Source organism: Paenibacillus soyae, from assembly GCF_024623455.1.
Classification (GTDB): Bacteria; Bacillota; Bacilli; order Paenibacillales; family Paenibacillaceae; genus Pristimantibacillus; species Pristimantibacillus soyae.
The window spans coordinates 318,608-335,317 of sequence record NZ_JANIPJ010000002.1; the positions used below are offsets into that span (position 1 = coordinate 318,608).

The 16,710-nt window shown below is 54.3% G+C and carries 18 protein-coding genes; 3 read left to right on the plus strand and 15 right to left on the minus strand.

What is annotated here, in order from left to right; translation table 11 throughout:
• Positions 1-165 precede the first annotated feature (165 nt).
• Positions 166-1,020: a polysaccharide deacetylase family protein gene (locus tag NQZ67_RS04040; RefSeq protein WP_257442993.1), complete on the plus strand. Its 855-nt coding sequence runs from the start codon at positions 166-168 to the stop codon at positions 1,018-1,020.
• Here NQZ67_RS04040 and NQZ67_RS04045 read toward each other — a convergent pair.
• Positions 1,010-1,249, minus strand: coding sequence for a hypothetical protein (locus NQZ67_RS04045; protein ID WP_257442994.1), 240 nt, complete (start codon positions 1,247-1,249; stop codon positions 1,010-1,012). The genes NQZ67_RS04040 and NQZ67_RS04045 overlap by 11 nt on opposite strands.
• Entirely contained in the window at positions 1,227-1,841 is a 615-nt protein-coding gene (locus NQZ67_RS04050; protein WP_257442995.1) for a CPBP family intramembrane glutamic endopeptidase, read from the minus strand. The genes NQZ67_RS04045 and NQZ67_RS04050 overlap by 23 nt, the downstream gene beginning before the upstream one ends.
• Positions 1,842-1,913: 72 nt before the next feature.
• Here NQZ67_RS04050 and NQZ67_RS04055 point away from each other — a divergent pair, with 72 nt between their 5' ends.
• Together NQZ67_RS04055 and serA are read left to right on the plus strand one after the other, a co-directional pair.
• Complete coding sequence (locus NQZ67_RS04055) at positions 1,914-2,828, plus strand: hypothetical protein (RefSeq protein ID WP_257442997.1); 915 nt, start codon at positions 1,914-1,916, stop codon at positions 2,826-2,828.
• A gap of 276 nt (positions 2,829-3,104) precedes the next feature.
• Positions 3,105-4,697 carry a phosphoglycerate dehydrogenase gene (gene serA / locus NQZ67_RS04060; RefSeq protein WP_257442998.1) on the plus strand — a complete coding sequence of 531 codons (1,593 nt, stop codon included), beginning with the start codon at positions 3,105-3,107 and terminating at the stop codon, positions 4,695-4,697.
• A gap of 225 nt (positions 4,698-4,922) precedes the next feature.
• Here serA and NQZ67_RS04065 read toward each other — a convergent pair whose 3' ends face one another.
• From NQZ67_RS04065 to NQZ67_RS04125, 13 genes are all read right to left on the minus strand, one after another.
• On the minus strand, positions 4,923-6,392 hold the full coding sequence (locus NQZ67_RS04065; RefSeq protein WP_257443000.1) for a HAMP domain-containing sensor histidine kinase: 1,470 nt from the start codon (positions 6,390-6,392) through the stop codon (positions 4,923-4,925).
• A complete protein-coding gene (locus NQZ67_RS04070; RefSeq protein ID WP_257443002.1) occupies positions 6,393-7,109 on the minus strand; it encodes a response regulator transcription factor in 717 nt (238 codons plus the stop codon).
• Positions 7,110-7,140: 31 nt separating this feature from the next.
• Positions 7,141-8,400 carry a cytochrome c biogenesis protein CcsA gene (ccsA, locus tag NQZ67_RS04075; protein ID WP_257443004.1) on the minus strand — a complete coding sequence of 420 codons (1,260 nt, stop codon included), beginning with the start codon at positions 8,398-8,400 and terminating at the stop codon, positions 7,141-7,143.
• Entirely contained in the window at positions 8,397-10,073 is a 1,677-nt protein-coding gene (gene resB, locus NQZ67_RS04080) for a cytochrome c biogenesis protein ResB (protein WP_257443006.1), read from the minus strand. Before resB ends, ccsA begins: the two co-directional genes overlap by 4 nt.
• A gap of 11 nt (positions 10,074-10,084) precedes the next feature.
• On the minus strand, positions 10,085-10,615 hold the full coding sequence (locus NQZ67_RS04085) for a redoxin domain-containing protein (protein WP_257443008.1): 531 nt from the start codon (positions 10,613-10,615) through the stop codon (positions 10,085-10,087).
• Positions 10,616-10,706: 91 nt separating this feature from the next.
• Positions 10,707-11,450: a pseudouridine synthase gene (locus NQZ67_RS04090; protein WP_257443009.1), complete on the minus strand. Its 744-nt coding sequence runs from the start codon at positions 11,448-11,450 to the stop codon at positions 10,707-10,709.
• A 55-nt stretch (positions 11,451-11,505) separates the two neighbouring features.
• The gene (locus NQZ67_RS04095) at positions 11,506-12,009 is read right to left on the minus strand and encodes a spore maturation protein (RefSeq protein ID WP_257443374.1); all 504 of its coding nucleotides are present in this window, start codon (positions 12,007-12,009) and stop codon (positions 11,506-11,508) included.
• A gap of 25 nt (positions 12,010-12,034) precedes the next feature.
• Positions 12,035-12,697, minus strand: a complete 663-nt coding sequence (locus NQZ67_RS04100; RefSeq protein WP_257443011.1) for a nucleoside recognition domain-containing protein — start codon at positions 12,695-12,697, stop codon at positions 12,035-12,037.
• Positions 12,698-12,795: 98 nt separating this feature from the next.
• Positions 12,796-13,986 (minus strand): D-alanyl-D-alanine carboxypeptidase family protein, encoded by a 1,191-nt coding sequence (locus tag NQZ67_RS04105; RefSeq protein ID WP_371825260.1) that lies wholly within the window; start codon positions 13,984-13,986, stop codon positions 12,796-12,798.
• A gap of 139 nt (positions 13,987-14,125) precedes the next feature.
• On the minus strand, positions 14,126-14,623 hold the full coding sequence (ytfJ, locus tag NQZ67_RS04110; RefSeq protein WP_257443013.1) for a GerW family sporulation protein: 498 nt from the start codon (positions 14,621-14,623) through the stop codon (positions 14,126-14,128).
• On the minus strand, positions 14,596-15,288 hold the full coding sequence (locus NQZ67_RS04115) for a DUF2953 domain-containing protein (RefSeq protein ID WP_257443015.1): 693 nt from the start codon (positions 15,286-15,288) through the stop codon (positions 14,596-14,598). Before NQZ67_RS04115 ends, ytfJ begins: the two co-directional genes overlap by 28 nt.
• Before the next feature lie 57 nt (positions 15,289-15,345).
• Positions 15,346-15,948, minus strand: a complete 603-nt coding sequence (gene scpB / locus NQZ67_RS04120; protein ID WP_257443017.1) for an SMC-Scp complex subunit ScpB — start codon at positions 15,946-15,948, stop codon at positions 15,346-15,348.
• Positions 15,917-16,696, minus strand: a complete 780-nt coding sequence (locus tag NQZ67_RS04125; RefSeq protein ID WP_257443018.1) for a segregation and condensation protein A — start codon at positions 16,694-16,696, stop codon at positions 15,917-15,919. Before NQZ67_RS04125 ends, scpB begins: the two co-directional genes overlap by 32 nt.
• Between the last annotated feature and the right edge of the window lie 14 nt (positions 16,697-16,710).

Consider the following 16,710-nt stretch of genomic DNA (forward strand, 5'->3'; position numbering starts at 1 on the left):
TTCGAACACCTCTTTCATGCTTTGGATTCAGTATGTAGTGTAGCCCTCCCGCCCCCCGCGAATTCTAGATAAATAAAGGAAAGAACAACGGAGCCATGTTTGTAACTCGCCTTATGGTAGAATGATAATGGCTGCAGCACGATATTCTTCTTAAGGAGGTTCCATATGCGCAAAAAATGGACATACATAATCGCCGCCGCCATGTTGATAGGCTTGGCCGGCTGCTCGGGCGGGGACGCCGACTCTGTCTCGATTACCACGCCGCAGGCTGCGGTCTCGGCTGAGCCAACGCGCCAAGCCGATGCTCCGGCTTCCGTGCCCGCCGCGAGCCCCTCGCCTTCCGAGCCGGCCGCATCGCCGTCGCCATCGCCCACTGCGGAGGAGGCGCCAAAACGATATCGGATGAGCGAGGCGTACCGCTTCGTTCCGATCGGCGATGCGCCGAAAAAGGCGGTTCTGCTTACGTTCGACGACGGGCCGAAGGATAAAGAGATCATAACAAGCATTCTCGATACGCTCGATCAACATAAGGCGAAAGCAATCTTCTTCGTGAACGGATACCGGGTCGACCAAAATCCCGAGCTGCTGAAGCTGATCTTTGAACGCGGCGGCACGATCGGCAACCACTCGTACGATCACATCAACTTAAAAAACGAAGACGAGGCCGTTGTCGAAGACCAGCTTTCCCGCGTTCAACGCTCCGTCGATGACCTGGTCGGCTCAAAGCCGAAATTTTTCCGTCCTCCTTTCGGAGCCGGAGGCGACACCGTCAAAAAAACGGCAAAAAACCACGGCATGCTGTACATGACGTGGTCGAATGGCTCGCTCGATTGGGACAGCTCGGCGCGGGACAAACCGGAGGTGGTCATCCGGAACGTAATGGAGCAGCTGCATCCCGGCGCGAATATCCTGATGCACGAATTGCCTTGGACGGCGGATGCGCTGGATGAGCTGCTGACGAAGATCGAAGCCGAAGGCTACCTATTCATCGACCCCGAAACGATTGCAATTACGGACTAAACTTATTGCCGTACCAGAATAAGAAGCCGACCAGGCACAAGAACAATACGAACAAAAAATTATAATACCACTTGTTCACCTTTTGAAGGCTCGAAGGAAACTTCTTGCGTCTGGGAGGCAGCTTCAGCGGCGCATCGTCCTGCGATGGCGCCGTATTCGCCGTGTCGTCCGGCGCATGGACGCTTGGGCGCGATCGCTGCGAGCGGCTATGCCTCAGTTTCCTGCTCATGACTCTCCCTCCTGAAACGAATGATCAAACCCATCACGAGATCGATTAAAAAATGCGCGATGATCGGAGCCCAGAGGGTTCCGCTCTGTTCGTAAATCCATCCGAGGCCATAGCTAATAGAAAAGACGAGGCCGGTTGGAATCCAATGCTTCAGATACCTGACGTGAATGGCCGCAAAAACGATACTGGTCCAATAAGGACCGATCGCATGCTGAATCGCCCCCCGGAACAACAGCTCTTCGCATATGGCGACAATAAGCGAGATGACTGCGATATGCCATACCGCGCGCTTCCGGAAAATGCGGTCGTTGACGCCCCCGTCGTCGGCCGCTTCCTCCGGCACCCACCTGGAGATGAGAAGATCGACCGCAATCACCGCGGCCGCTAGACCGGCTCCCCAATAAAGGACTTCCAGCTCTCTCGGAATGGTGAATAGATCCAATAGATTTTGACGCTGAAATAAAATCCATATGATTCCGATAATAAGAGTAAGAGCTTGGGTTGCATATAGATTGATCAGCAGCATGCGGTCATCGATTTCGTCAATGTCCACTTTGCGTACGCGAATATTGCGTATGTCGAATTTTTTCATATTCTGCGCGCCCCGCTCCCGTAATGTTGTGTTACAATCTTTTCATCCATAGAAATAGAGAAGGAGATTATCATGGAAAAACGATTAACAATGTCAGCAATGTTATTCAGCATCGGATTTGTGTTTATGCTTGTCGTCGCGGTTGGCGCATTCTTCTACGGCGTTCAATTCGGCTCCGAACGGATCGAAGCCAAATACGCGGCCGCCAAGGAAGAGGAGGACGTCGTGGATGTGTCCGCAACGCCTTATCAGCAGCAGGATCTCGTATCCTTCTATCTTACCGTATTTTCGCCTTACCGTGAATTTCAGACGGAATGGCTGAGCACCATGGACCAATTGTCCCGCGGCGGGAACGTCGATGCGGCGGCGGCCTTCAAAAGCCTATCTAAGCTCGCTACAGAGAAGTCACAGGAAGCGAGATCGTTTAACATGCAGAAATCTCCTCTTCTGGGCGAAGCGCAGGTTGCGTACATACGCAGCATGAACAAGTTCAAGGAGTCTGCCGATTGGGCGGCGACCTCGAAGTCAGCCGACCATGCCGCCTTGCACAAGAGCATACAGGCAGGTAACGCCTACAAAGCCGCCGTATCCGAAGCGCTCGCCGGGCAAAGCGCCTATTACGAAGCAATGCTGAAATGGGCGGCTACCGTGGATCTCAACATTTCGGCCGAATATAAGACGCCGAACCCGCTCAGCATTAAGCAATGGAGCGCTTTGCCGTTAACGGTCAAAAACTTTGTGATCGGCGAATATTTGGCCAAGCGGAACGAAATGTACGGCTTCTACCCGCATGATCTTACGAGCCGCGTCGACGAATTCATTCAATCCGGACAAGCTTCCAATATGAAGCTTCAGACGATGAACAGCATTGTCGAGCTGCTTCTGAACACGCGCGCCGTCGATCCGGGCGACTTCGCTCCGAACAAGGCGCGGTACTATTCGGCCGAGACGCTGCCGCAGCTGCCATTTTTCTACCCGGAGCAATAAATTTGTCGAATGTCGTGCTTGAATCATAACGAAATTTTCACAAATGAGCAAGTTTGAGCATTGCAATGAACCGCGCTAATGCTATAAAATAGTAAAGTCCTATTCGTTCGTAGAGTGAACTCTTGACCCATGCTCCTGAGAGCGCGGGCCGAGAGTTTTTCTGTACATATTTCAGCGGCGCGGCTATAAAAATCAGGTTCAAAAATTCGCTTATCAGCGGATTTTTGAACAAACCTTTTTAGCTTGCGGCGCCAAACTCTAGGAGGCTTGTTACACATGTACAAAGTGCTAGTGTCCGATCCCATTAGCGATCTGGGGATCCAACAGCTTGTCGAAGCCACAGACGTGGCCGTCGACAAAAATCCCGGTCTAAGCGAGGACGAATTGGTCGCGATTATCGGCGAATACGACGCTCTGCTTGTCAGAAGCCAGACTCGCGTCACCGCCCGCGTCATGGAAGCCGGCAAAAAGCTGAAAGTCGTTGGACGAGCAGGCGTAGGCGTCGACAACATCGATCTGGAAGCGGCGACTCAGCGCGGCATCATCGTTATTAACGCGCCTGACGGCAACACCATTACGACTTGCGAGCATACCTTCGCCATGATGATGGCGGTTGCCCGCCACATTCCGCAGGCATACGCGAAGACGGTCGGAGGAACATGGGACCGCAAATCGTTCCTCGGCGTAGAACTTCGCAACAAAACGCTCGGCGTTCTCGGCATGGGCCGGATCGGCAGCGAGGTTGCCAAACGCGCCAAAGCGTTCGGCATGAACATCATGGGCTACGACCCGTTCATGACGGAAGAACGCGCCGAGAAGCTTGGCATCAAGCTGGCAAGCGTGGACGAAATCGTCCGCGAGGCGGATTTCATGACCGTTCATACGCCGCTTACTTCCGAAACGCGCCATATGATCGGCAGACCGCAATTCGCGGTCATGAAGCCTGGCATGCGTATCGTGAACTGCGCGCGCGGCGGCATCATTGACGAGATCGCCCTGGTCGACGCCATCGACGAAGGCATCGTTGCCGGAGCCGCGTTCGACGTATTCGAAGTCGAGCCACCAGCAGCCGATCATCCATTCCTGACGCATCCGAAAATCATCGTCACTCCGCATCTTGGCGCATCGACCGTAGAAGCGCAAGAAAACGTGGCCATCGACGTATCGGAGCAAGTGCTTCACATTCTGCGCGACGAGCCGTTCATGAACGCGGTTAACATGCCGCCGATTCCGGCTAATCTGCAAAGCAAGCTTCAGCCTTATTTCTCGCTTGGAGAGAAGCTGGGCAGCTTCATCGCCCAATCGACGGAAGGCCCCGTACAGGAAATCGTCGTCAGCTATTCCGGCGAGCTGGCCGAGGTCGACACGCAGCCGCTCACCCGTTACGTCGTAAGAGGCGTTCTGTCTCATCACCTGGGTCTGGAGCAGGTTAATGTCGTCAATTCGATGCATCTTGCCAAGCTGCGCGACGTCAACATCGTCATTCAGAAATCTTCCACGGCCAAGGACTTTACAAACCTGGTTACGGTAACGCTCCGCACGAAGAAAGAAGAACACGTCGTTTCCGGAACCTTGCTCACCGGCTATGGTCCGCGCATCGTTCAGATCGATAAGTTCCCAGTGGACGTCACGCCGGAAGGCAACCTGATCCTGATTTCGCATAACGACAAGCCGGGTATTATCGGCCGCGTCGGCACCTTGCTTGGCAGCAATGACGTTAACATTGCAACCATGCAAGTAGGACGCCAGCTCGAAGGCGGCTCCGCCATCATGGTATTGCGCGTCGACAAAGGCACGCCAAAAGAAGTGCTTCAGCAGCTGACGAACATGCCGGAGCTGAACACCGCGAAAGAAATTATTTTGGCTTAATAGCTTAAGGGCTGCTCCCTTCCGGGAACAGCCCTTTTTCTTTCAGAAACGATCCGTTCAACCTGCACCCGCTAGTAGTAGCACCTGCTAATAAAGCCAGCCCGCTTGCAATGTTCCACGTACAACAAGATTTATCGTTTCGCTTCAACAAAAACGGCGTTCCCTCACGGGAGCGCCGTTTCCTTGTTTCTACGGTATTGGACAGGTTTCCAGTCCCGCTGACATTTATTCATGAGCTTCGACAGGAAGCAGCAGCGTGAACGTCGTGCCGATGCCGCTGAAGCTGTCTACCGTGATTTTGCCGTGGTGGAGATCGATCAAATTTTTGACGATGGCGAGACCGAGGCCCGTGCCTGCGGAATTGCCCCTCTTCCTCGCCTTATCCGCTTTGTAGAAACGTTCGAAAATATAAGGAACATCCTCCGGTGGTATGCCCGCCCCTTCGTCCCTTATCTTAAGCTGGACGAAGGATTTGCCGCTGACAACCTGCGTCTCGCCGGAAATCGTAATCGATTTGCCAGCGGGAGTATGCCTAAGCGCGTTGTCCAGCAAGTTCGTCAAAACTTGCTCCAGTCTGTCTTCGTCGGCCCGCTCCATCAACAGCGGCAGATTGTCCGGCAGCTCGGCATGCAGCGTCACTTCCCGCTCCTTCGCGTACACTTGGAATTTGCGGTGAACTCTCCGCACGACGTTGCGCAAGTCGACCTCCTGATAATTCATGTCGACATGTCCCGCTTCCATTCTCGCGATATCCAGAAAATCATTGACCAGTCTGCCCATCCGGAGTGATTCGTCATAAATGACCTGGACAAGCTCCTTGCTCTCCTCCGGCGACGCGACGATATCGTCGAGCAGAGCTTCGCTGTAGCCTTGAAGCATGGACAACGGCGTCCGGATCTCGTGGGAAATGTTCGCCACGAAATCTCTTCTAAGCTTATCCAGCTTATGCTCTTCCGTCACGTTCCGAATGACCGCAACCGCGCCACGGATCACGCCTCCGGACTGCAGAGGCGCCATAACGACGGACCAGACGCCGCTATGGACATGCACCTTCTCGGTCAAGTCCTTGCCTTCCTTCATGACCTGCTGGAACAGGTACCGCAGCGGCATCGGCACGCCCGAATAGGTCGGGGCGTTCTCCGGCGGCTCGTCGTCCCAAGCGTATTCCAGCGCCGACCACCCGTCGATCAAGAGATGGCCGCTTGGGTTCGTCAGAATCACCTTGCCGTCCGCGTCGAACGTGATAACGGAATCCCCCATGCTTCGAAGGATGCTGGTCAAGTGGTTCTTCTCATGATTCAAATCATAGATGAGCTTCTCGAGCTGCTCGGTCATGTGGTTGAACGTATTGGCCAGCTGGCCGATCTCGTCTGATGACCGTATCGGAACCCGCGTGCTGTAATCCCCGTGCGAGACGGAGTCGGCCGCATTCTTGAGCTGCAGGAGCGGCTGCTGGATCTTCGCGGATAGGAAGAACGCAAAAAACGTGGACAATAAAAATCCGATGATCGCAACGACGATGAAAAGCACTTTAATATCATGAGAGTCTTTTCGATCGAACCAAATATCGATATATTGCAGAAGGAACACGCCAAGTATAAGCAACACGACGGCGACGAGCAGCATGATGGTCGCCCACAGCTTGCCGACGACGCTATGCCACAGCAGGCGCGCCAGCCTATCCCATAGCTTCATCTACTTCGGCACCTCGAGCTTGTAGCCGACTCCCCATACGGTCGTAATCATGGAAGCCGCCTCCGACGAAACTTTGTTGAGCTTCTCGCGCAGACGCTTGACATGGGTGTCTACCGTACGAAGATCGCCGAAAAACTCGTAGTTCCATACATCCTTCAGCAGCTCCTCGCGCGAAAATACTTTATCCGGCGATACGGCTAAATAATGCAGCAGCTCATATTCTTTCGGCGTGAGGCTGACCTCCTGCCCGCCTGCCGTCACCCGATGCGCGTCATGCTCGATGACCAAATGCGGGAATACGATGTTATTGCTCGTATTCAACTCTTTGGTCAGGAACGCCGTGGCGGAGGAGCGTCTGAGAATCGCCTTTACCCGGTAGATCACTTCGCGCGGGCTGAACGGCTTCACGACGTAATCGTCCGCGCCTACCTCGAAGCCCTGGACGCGGTTCATCTCTTCGCCTTTGGCCGTCAGCATAATGACGGGCGTCGCTTTCACTTGGCGCAGCCTCGAACAGACTTCAACCCCGTCGATGCCCGGGAGCATCACATCGAGCAAGATTAGCGCGTAGTCGGTATTCGACGCGAGCCGAAGGGCGGTTTCGCCATCCTCGGCTTCGTCGATCGTATAGCCTTCCTTCTCCAGATACATTTTCAGAAGACGGCGAATCCGTTCTTCGTCGTCGACGACCAATATGCGGTTTCCGAAATCGGACATGCTAGCAGCTCCTCTCGAGCGTTATTCTTTTTTATACTCCGGCATAAGAGTGCAGACCGGCGATAATCAGGTTGACCCCGATGAGCGTAAACAAGACGATAACGAAGCCGATGACAGCGAGCCATGCGGAAGGTAGACCCTGCCAGCCTCTCGACAGCCGGAAATGCAGATAGGCGCTGTAATACAGCCAAGTGATAAGCGCCCATACTTCCTTCGGATCCCAGCCCCAGAACCGGCCCCACGCCTTCTCCGCCCAGATCATGGCGAATATTAATGCCCCGAGCGTAAAGACCGGGAAGCCGATGACGATCGCCCGATAGCTGATCTCGTCCAGATCCTCGGGATTGACGCCTTCCAGCGCCGGATGAATGACGGCGCCAAGCGGCTTGCGGAACAGCAGCCGAAGCAAGCCGTACAGAAGCGTACCCGCGATAATCGACCAAACCACGGTGTTCAGCTTGCGGCCGGCATTGACGCCGTTCATCCAAGATGGAGCCTCGAGCAGCGGTTTGTCCAAGCCAAGGAACGGCTCTACCGATTCCGCTTGGCTGTTGTATGGCTTCACGATCGGCGGCAGGTAATAATGGACGGTTTCCTTCACGTCCTGCTGCTGGCCTTGACTGTCGATAACAAGCTTCTCCTGCGTGAACGTCGCCTCGTAGCCTGCGCCCCGGAAGGCGAAGACGGCAATGAGGAAGCCGACGATAACGAGAATCGTATAAAGCGTGAATTCGACCCATCTCTGCGCTTTCCGCCCACTCTTGGACGTGTCCTTGAAGTCGATGACCCGCAGCAGATACATAAGACCGGCCGCAAATCCAACCGCGAAGAACGCCTCGCCCAGCGCCGCCGTCGTAACGTGAACCTTCAGCCAGATGCTCTCGAGCGCCGGAATTAGCGGCTGTACTTCGCTTGGGAATACCGAAGCGTAAGCTACAATAATAATCGTTAGCGGCACCGCGAACATGCCGAGAAGCGGCTTGCGGTAAATCGCGAAGACGATCGTGAAGGCGATCATGATCGCCATCGCGAGGAATGTCATGAACTCATACATATTACTCGTCGGAATTTGGCCGCTGCCGGCCCATCTTGTAAAGAAGAAAGCCAGATGGGCCGCCAGCCCCGCCAGTGATACGACGAACGCGATTTTGCCCCAGCGCCTCTCATGCTCGCGAGGCTCTCGTCCGCTCCATCTCTTGCCCGTTACCGCGATGACATAGAATAGAAACGAAAAACAATATAGAAAAAACGCGACCAGAAAAACGTCGCCGCTAAACTCCACTAAACTCACGCGTTATTCCCTCCGTTGTCCAGCGTCTTCGGATCGATCTCGACGCCGATTTTCTTCAAGGCGCCTGCGACATCCGAACGCATGCCAAACCAGTTTTTGTTCGTGTGCGCGCCAAGGGCAAGCTCTGTGCCGTCCACGCGCAGCCAAATTCTTCGATGCTGCCAGTAGGAGCCCAAAATCAGACCGACCATGGAAAATACGGCTCCGACCCATAGATAAGGCAACGCCTTGTCCATGCGTACGTTCAAATGCGTCGTCGCTTCCGAAAAATCGACGTTCTCCATGCCGTCCACGCGAATCTCGATTTTCCCGGCCAGCTCCCGGTTGATGGTGTCCTGCGCGAATTTCACCTTGTCCTTCTGCATCGGGAAGTAGATATAAGGCTCTCCTTCTTCGGCAAGGCCCGGTCCTTTCACGGAGAAGATAAAGGCCGGCGCATTTGGCTCACGGGACAACGTCGTCGGCTTGCCTTCGCTGTCCAGAGCAAACTCCATGTAGTTCGCACGAATCTCGAGCGTAAACGGTCCCAGCTGGTGCTTAAGCTCCGGATTTTTCATCGGGAGATAGAACGGTCCGTAAATTTCGCCGGTGCGTTTGTCCTCCAGGATGGGACTTACGGCGTTCAGCCTCGGCGTTAGATTGAAATCGAACTGGTACAGCTTGAGACCCTTATATACAAGAGGGTCGTTGACGATAATGTTGTGGTCCATTACCTCTTCAAGCTCCGGCTCCTTAAGCGGATCGTCGCAATTGGCGACGCACTTGTACAGAACGGCCTGCGTTTCGTACTTCTTCGCGCGTGCCGTGCCCTTCAGCTCTTCCGGCAGCTCGTCGTCGGTATAAAACTCTACGTTAAACTTCTCGCTTTTCACGTAATAGTTCGTTCCGGCGATCGGGACCGTGTCTCCGTCGGGAACGCTTACGTAACTGTCCATCTGCCAGCCCGGAATGCTCCGTGCAAGGACGGCGAGCAGGAACAGGATGAGACCGATGTGGTTAATGTAAGGCCCCCAGCGGCTGAACCTGTTTTTCTCCGCCAATAACGCCGTTCCCGTTCCTTCTTCGAAGTGAAGCTTGTACCCCTTGCGCTTCAGCTGCGCGCCGAACTTCTCCACCCATTCCTTCGGATCTCCGGCGATCTCGCTTCTGTATACCGTCTTCTGTCTCAGAATAAACTGATGATGCTTTCGGATTTGCTGCTTTTGAAGCGCGCGGTAAAGCGGAAGCACCCGGTCCAAGCTGCAGATGACAAGCGACGTACCGATCATGACAAGCAGGCCGATGAACCACCAGCTCTCGTAGGTATGCGATAATCCGAGCTCGTAATAGATTTTGCCCGGCGTTCCGTAATTCTCTTCGTAATAGGTTGTCGCATCGAAGCTGTTGATGAACGAGCTCTCTTGCGGATAGATCGTCCCCAGCATCGCCGTCACGAACGTAACGACGATGAGGTAGATCGCGATCTTGACGGAAGAGAAGAAGTTCCAGATCCGGTCGATAATCGCCGGATTGCTCTTCTGCGATCTGCGAGCCACGCCGTCATAGCGCATCTCCAGAGGCTCGGACGATTGCTGGAGAGCCGCGTCGAGCGGCTTCCCGCAAGACTCGCACAGCACCGTGCCGACCGCGTTCTGATGCCCGCACTCGCATTTGGTATTCTCTACTGCTAACACATGATGACCTCCTACAGCTCCAGCAATCGCTCTACCCGCTCGTTGATATCGCTCTCCAGCATGCCGCCAACGACGACTTCCATGATCGTACCGTCAGGCTTGACGAAGAAGGTCGTCGGATATTGGCGGAGGCCGTATTGCCGTTCGATCTTGCGGTCCACATCGCGGAGAATCGGATAGGAAAGATCGAAGCGGCTCACGAAATTGTTCACGGTGAGCGTATCTTCGCTCAAATTAATGGCCAGAATCGCTAAGCCCCGATCCTTCCATTTCTCGTATTGCCGCTCGAATTCCGGCATTTCCTTCACGCACGGCTCGCAGAACGAGCCCCAGAAATTGATGACGACCGGCTGCCCTTCGTAATCGGACAAGCTCTGTACGCCGCCTGCCGTATCCGCGAGAGTAAAGGAAGGCGGCTCGCCCCCGGCTTCAGGTCGGCCGGCGTCGTCCCCGCCGAACAGCGCCGCCCATATCGCGTAGCCCCCAAGCAGCAGAACGGCGAATAATATGACGATTTGGATCGTTTTGCGCGATTTGCCCATGTATGTATGCACCACCATTCGAACATAAAAAATAGCCGTATTTTCCTATTCATTATAACGAAAAGTCGACGGCAATAAATGCCGCCGCCGATCACTTTTTATGAACTTTATGTGTCTTGCGCGCCGCAGCGAGGAGATCCTTCACCTCTTGCGGAGTCAGATGGCGGTACTTGCCTCTGCCCAGCTGCTGAAGGCCCAAATCGCCGAATTTGATCCGTTTCAACCGGATGACCTTATGGTTGATCGCTTCGAACATTCGGCGGACTTGACGATTACGCCCTTCGTAGATCGTGATGGAGATCGTCGCTTCTTTCTTCTCCGTGTCGACGTCATGGTACTCCACCTCGGCCGGCGCCGTCATCCCGTCCTCCAGCTGAATGCCTTTCTGCAGCTGCTCCAACGCCGATCCGTGCGGAACGCCTTTGACCGTCGCCAAATACGTCTTCGGCACGTGATGGCTCGGATGCGTCAGCAAATTGGCGAATTCGCCGTCATTGGTCAGCAGCAGCAGCCCTTCCGTATCATAGTCCAAGCGGCCCACGGGGTAGACTCTTTCCTTGATGCCCGGCAGGAAATCGGAGACGATCTTGCGGCCTTGCGGATCCTTGGCGCTCGTAATGACGCCTTTCACCTTGTTCATCATTAAATATAGCTTCTTTTCGCTCTTGATAGGCTTCCCGTTCACGGTAATGGCATCGACCGCCGGGTCCGCTTTGACGCCGAGCGTCGTCACTTTCTCTCCGTTGACTTCAACGGAACCGGACAAGATCAGCTCTTCGCATTTCCTTCTAGAAGCCACGCCCGCCTGGGCTAAAATTTTTTGTAAACGTTCCAATGGTTTCACCTCACTCTACATCATAACGATATAGGGAGGAAATCACAAGCAAGCACTATCCAAATATGTATAAGCAAATAAAGATGGCTGCAAAAAATCCGACAATATCAGAGAAGAGTCCTACTTTAAGCGCGTATCGCGTCCTCCGGACGGCGACGGCTCCGAAATAAACGGTGAGTACGTAGAATGTCGTATCGGTGCTCCCCTGAATGGTAGATGCGATACGGCCGATCATCGAATCGGGTCCGTAGGTTTGGATAAGGTCGGCCGTATACGCCAGGGAACCCGCTCCGGTAAGCGGACGGAGTAAGCCTAGAGGCAGCACCTCGCTCGGTATCCCCATCCAGTCGAAGACGGGACGGACCGCTGACAGCATCAGCTCCATCGCGCCGGACGCTCTGAACATGCTGATGGCTACCATCATTCCAACCAGATGCGGAATGATGGAGATCGCGGTGCCGAACCCGTCCTTCGCTCCTTCGACGAACGTCTCATAGACCGGCTGCTTGCGGCGAACGGCCGCATAGAGAGGGATAAAAACGATGATGGCGGGAATCATCCACACCGACAGCTGGGAGAACAGCTCATACAAGCTCGCCACCTCCCGTTACGCCGCTGCCGGTATTCGGGTGTCGGCCTCCCTGTTGAACCGGAGGCTTCGCCGGCGGCGATTGCGCGCGGCTTCGATACCAACGATCGGCCAATATCGCGGCCGCCGTGGCCACGAACGTGGCGGCAAGCGTCGTGCCGATGATCTCGGCCGGATTCGCGGAGCCGTAATTCATCCGAATTGCGATGAGCGTCGTAGGGACGATCGTAATGCTGGACGTATTGAGCGCGAGCAGGGTGCACATGGCGGGCGTCGCGGTTTCTTTATCCGGATTCAGCTTCTGCAGCTCCTGCATCGCCTTGATTCCCATAGGGGTTGCCGCGTTGCCGAGTCCGAATAAGTTCGCGCTCAGATTGCTCATAATGTACCCTAAAGCGGGATGATCTTTCGGAACGTCGGGGAACAGCCACCGGACGATTGGACGGAGCGCTTTGGCCAGCTTGGCGAGAAGTCCGGCATCCTCCGCGATCCTCATCATACCGAGCCAAAACACCATGATGCTAATAAGACCAAAGCTTACGGTGACGCCGGATTTCGCTCCGTCGAACGCGGCCTGCGTCACCGTATCCATCTTGCCTGTCGCGGCGGCGACCACGACGCTGATCACGATAAAAAACAACCAAATCCAGTTCACCATTGATTTGCTTCCTCCCCCAGAAAAACCTATCTTGTTAAAAAGCAACCGGCAGAACTCTCCCCATTCGGCGCGGTCGCGGATTCATGCATCACCTTACCTTAATCAAACCAACCTTCTATGGTTTGCCTTACTCTGCGGCCAATTGAATGATCGTTCCTTTCCGCATGGCGGAACTGCTGCATCGTTTTGTTGCTTGCTTCCGGCTTTGTTTGCTGCTGCAGTCGGGCGCTGCCTGGTTCGTAAACGGGAACGGAACCAATCGGACTGTTGTTCATCGATATAACGAGCGAACCCCGTTCGCCAAGCCTGTAAGCAATCGATGTCGGCTCAATAAGGTGCAGCGCGGTATGAATACTTCCCGTCTCGCTCGATTCAAGCGGGTAATTGAAGTCTTGTCCGACCGCATATGGATAACCGGCAATATCGTCGCCTCTCTTCACGATGGAGTGCAGGGGATAGTGCTGGAAGCCCCAATCGAGCAGCCTGCGGTGATCCGCCCAATCGTCGCCGTCGTTGATCGTCACGGCGGCCAGCTTCTGTCCGTTCCGGGTTGCGGAGCTGACGAGACAACGCAGCGCTTTTTTGGTATATCCCGTTTTGACGCCGTCCGCGCCGTCGTACATGTTTAACATTTTGTTTTTATTGTGCCAACGGTAATCCCATTTTTCATTCGGGTTCGGCGCGCTTTTCACTTTGGTGGCCACGATCTCCGCGAACACCTTGTTTCTGAGCGCGTACGCCGTAAGCTTGGCCAAATCGTTAGCCGACGAATAATGGCCTTCTGCATCGAGACCATGCGGATTCATGAAATGCGAATTCGCAAGCCCGAGCTCGAGCGCCTTTTGGTTCATCAAATATACGAATCCTTCCTCGGATCCGCCGACATGCTCCGCAATCGCCGTGGCCGCATCATTGCCGGACCTGAGCATCAGTCCGTACAACAAATTGGACAAGCTCATCTCTTCGCCCAGCTTCAAATAAATGGAGGATCCTTCTTTGCCGAACGCCCTCTTCGATACCTTCACCATATCCGTCAAATTGCCATTTTCAATCGCGACGATGGCCGTCATGATTTTGGTCAAGCTCGCGATTCTCATCGGCGTATCTCCGCGGCTGCTATACAGCAGGCGGCCGGACTCCACATCGATAAGCGCCGACGCTCTGGCATGGGTTCCAATGGCCGCGGGGGCCGCTTCTGCCGTTTGATGGATCGAGCTTGCGCATAAGCTAAGGATCATTCCCGCCAGCAGGAAGACCTTGCGCAGCCGACCTTGCTTTCCGATTTTCATGCTGTCCAAACTCCTCTCGGTGCTATTCAGGCGTAAGCATTGGATTCGACTGCTTTAGTATATGCTTGTACCCGCCAAGGTAGACGAGCCGATTCCTGTAAAATGAAAAACTGCCCTTGCGGGCAGTTCGGGCAAAACCTTATCCTTGCTGATGAACGGCTTTTACGGCTTCGTCGGCGACATGGCCGTCAATGATTGTCGTGGTGGATTCCACATACTCCGTATTATTAGTGCCGGACGTCTTCTTCATCATCGTCTGAATCTTGTCGAACACCTTCGGAGCGGAATCGATGACCTTCTCCATCAGATGAGTCTGATTATCGAGCGGCACGATCTTCACGCCGTGCGTACCGACGACGAGGAACGCGATTGGCGTAATGGATACGCCTCCGCCGCTGCCTCCGCCGAACGGCAATGCGACGTGAGCGTTGTGCATGTCCGCCCCGTTTTGTTTCTCTTCGCCCATTCGGATGTCGCTGCCACCGGCAACGAAGCCGAATCCGACCTTCGAGATTGGCATAATGACGCTGCCATCCGGCGTCTGTACCGGATCGCCCACAATCGTGTTGACGTCGACCATCTCTTTAATATTTTCCATAGCGGTTTGCATTAAGCCTTGAATAGGGTGTTCTGCCATGCTTTGACGCCTCCCTTCCATTTCTTCATGCGAACTATAAGCTGCAGCCCGGCAAGGATAGCATAACCTAAGCGAATTTGCGCTATGCACGACCATTCGGTTGTAAATGAAGGATGATTAAAGTTCGGATGGACGGACATATTCGGATGGTTTTTCACTTGTACCATTTGGGACAATACGCCGAGAATCGACGTCTTGATCGACCAGACGGCCCCCGTGGCCATAGCCGTCCACATCGCGTCTTTCGTGCCAACCGACGTCGACCATTGCCAATCCGTCAGCTTGACATGGGACATCGTTTTTTTGACGAGCCCGGTCAAATCCTTCACCATATGTAAAATATCCCTCAATTTATCGACCGCCTTGACGACCTTATCCGCGTTGATTTCATCCTCGAATTGCTTCCAGGTGTCGATGCCGGCGCTTTTGGCGCTGATCTGCTCCTCCATCTTCAACGCAGCGCCCGACCATTTCATAATCGGAATTTTGTACCGGAATTGAATGAGACCGAACAGCGCTTTTACGCTTATTTCCGCATCGTCGTCATTGTCTAGCCCCACCCGCTTCATGTACGCTTTCACGACGATTGGGGACATCAATACGAAGGCGGCGAGCAATACAAAAAAACCGCCGGCCATCATCCAACCGTTAGGGGTTCCAAGCATGTGCATGCTTCCTCCGTTTCCCAAAGGTTGAATATAGTATGACCTGGCGGCTGAATCTCATTCTTTTAGTTCGTCGATTGTCATCTGGCGGCCGTCCAATCTCTCGAACAACATTTGCGTCTGCTCGTCCAGAGCATCCTCCACATCGACATGCCGGGGCTCCGGCAAATCGCGAATCGACGCGAGACCGAAGTAATCAAGAAATGATTTCGTTGTACCGTATAGGATCGGTCTGCCGATCGCGTCCGCGCGGCCGACCTCTTCGATTAAATCTTTGGAGACAAGCGACCCAATCGCTCTGTCGCTTTTGACGCCGCGTATTTCCTCAATGTCGATTCTCGTAATCGGCTGCCGGTAAGCGACGATCGAGAGCGTCTCCAAGGCGGCTTGCGAGAGCTGAGCTCTCGTAGGCGTGTAAGCCATTCGTTCGAAGTAGGGAGCGTGCTCCGGATGCGTCGTCATCCGGTAGGCGGATGCCACCTCCGCGATTTGGACGCCTCTTCCTTCACGCAGCAAATCGCGGTGAAGGTCGTACACGAGCTCGCCCGCGAATTCGGGATCCAGCTCCAGAATATCCGCGAGCTGCCGTTTCGTCAGACCCTCGTCTCCCGCCATGAACAGCAATCCCTCAATAATCGACTTCAACTTCTGATAATCCATCTTCGCCGGCTTCTCCTCTCCAATGAATGACGATATCGTCAAATAACGAATGCTGGAAACACCGGATATGCTTCATCTTCATAAGCTCCAGAATCGCTAGGAAAGTGACGACGACTTCGTGACGGTCCATATTCTCGCGAATCAGCTTCGAGAATCGGACCGTCTCGTATTGCTTCAGCACATCGACTATATCTCGGATCCGGTCTTTGACCGAAATCTCGTCGCGCTGCACCGTCGCGATGACATTGCGCCTTGCGGCTCTCCGAAGCGCCTTCTGAAACGCGTTAACGAGGTCCGATACGTGCAGGCCTTCGACAGGATTAATCTTCTCATCCTTCTGAAACGGCGTCATATCCTCGGGCTCGCGGGAGAATACGAGGCTTCTCGCAACCTCTTTCTCCCGCAGCTGCTCGGCGATCTGCTTGAACTTGCGGTATTCCACGAGCTTCTGGATCAGCTCATCCTGCAGGTCCAGCCCGTCGTCCTCCCAATCGTCGAAGTGGTCCTCGAATACGGGAGGCTTCGGCAGGAGCTGCTTGCTCTTGATGGCCAGTAGAGTGGCGGCCATCACCAGAAATTCGCTGGTCACCTCCAGCTCGAGCTCCTTCATGGCGTCCAGGTATTCCATATATTGTACGGTAATCTCGCTGATGGACACCTCATGAATGTCGATCTCAGCCTTATCGATCAAATGAAGCAGAAGATCAAGCGGACCTTCGAAAGCTTCAAGCTTGTAAAGCACAGACACCTATCGCGACCTCC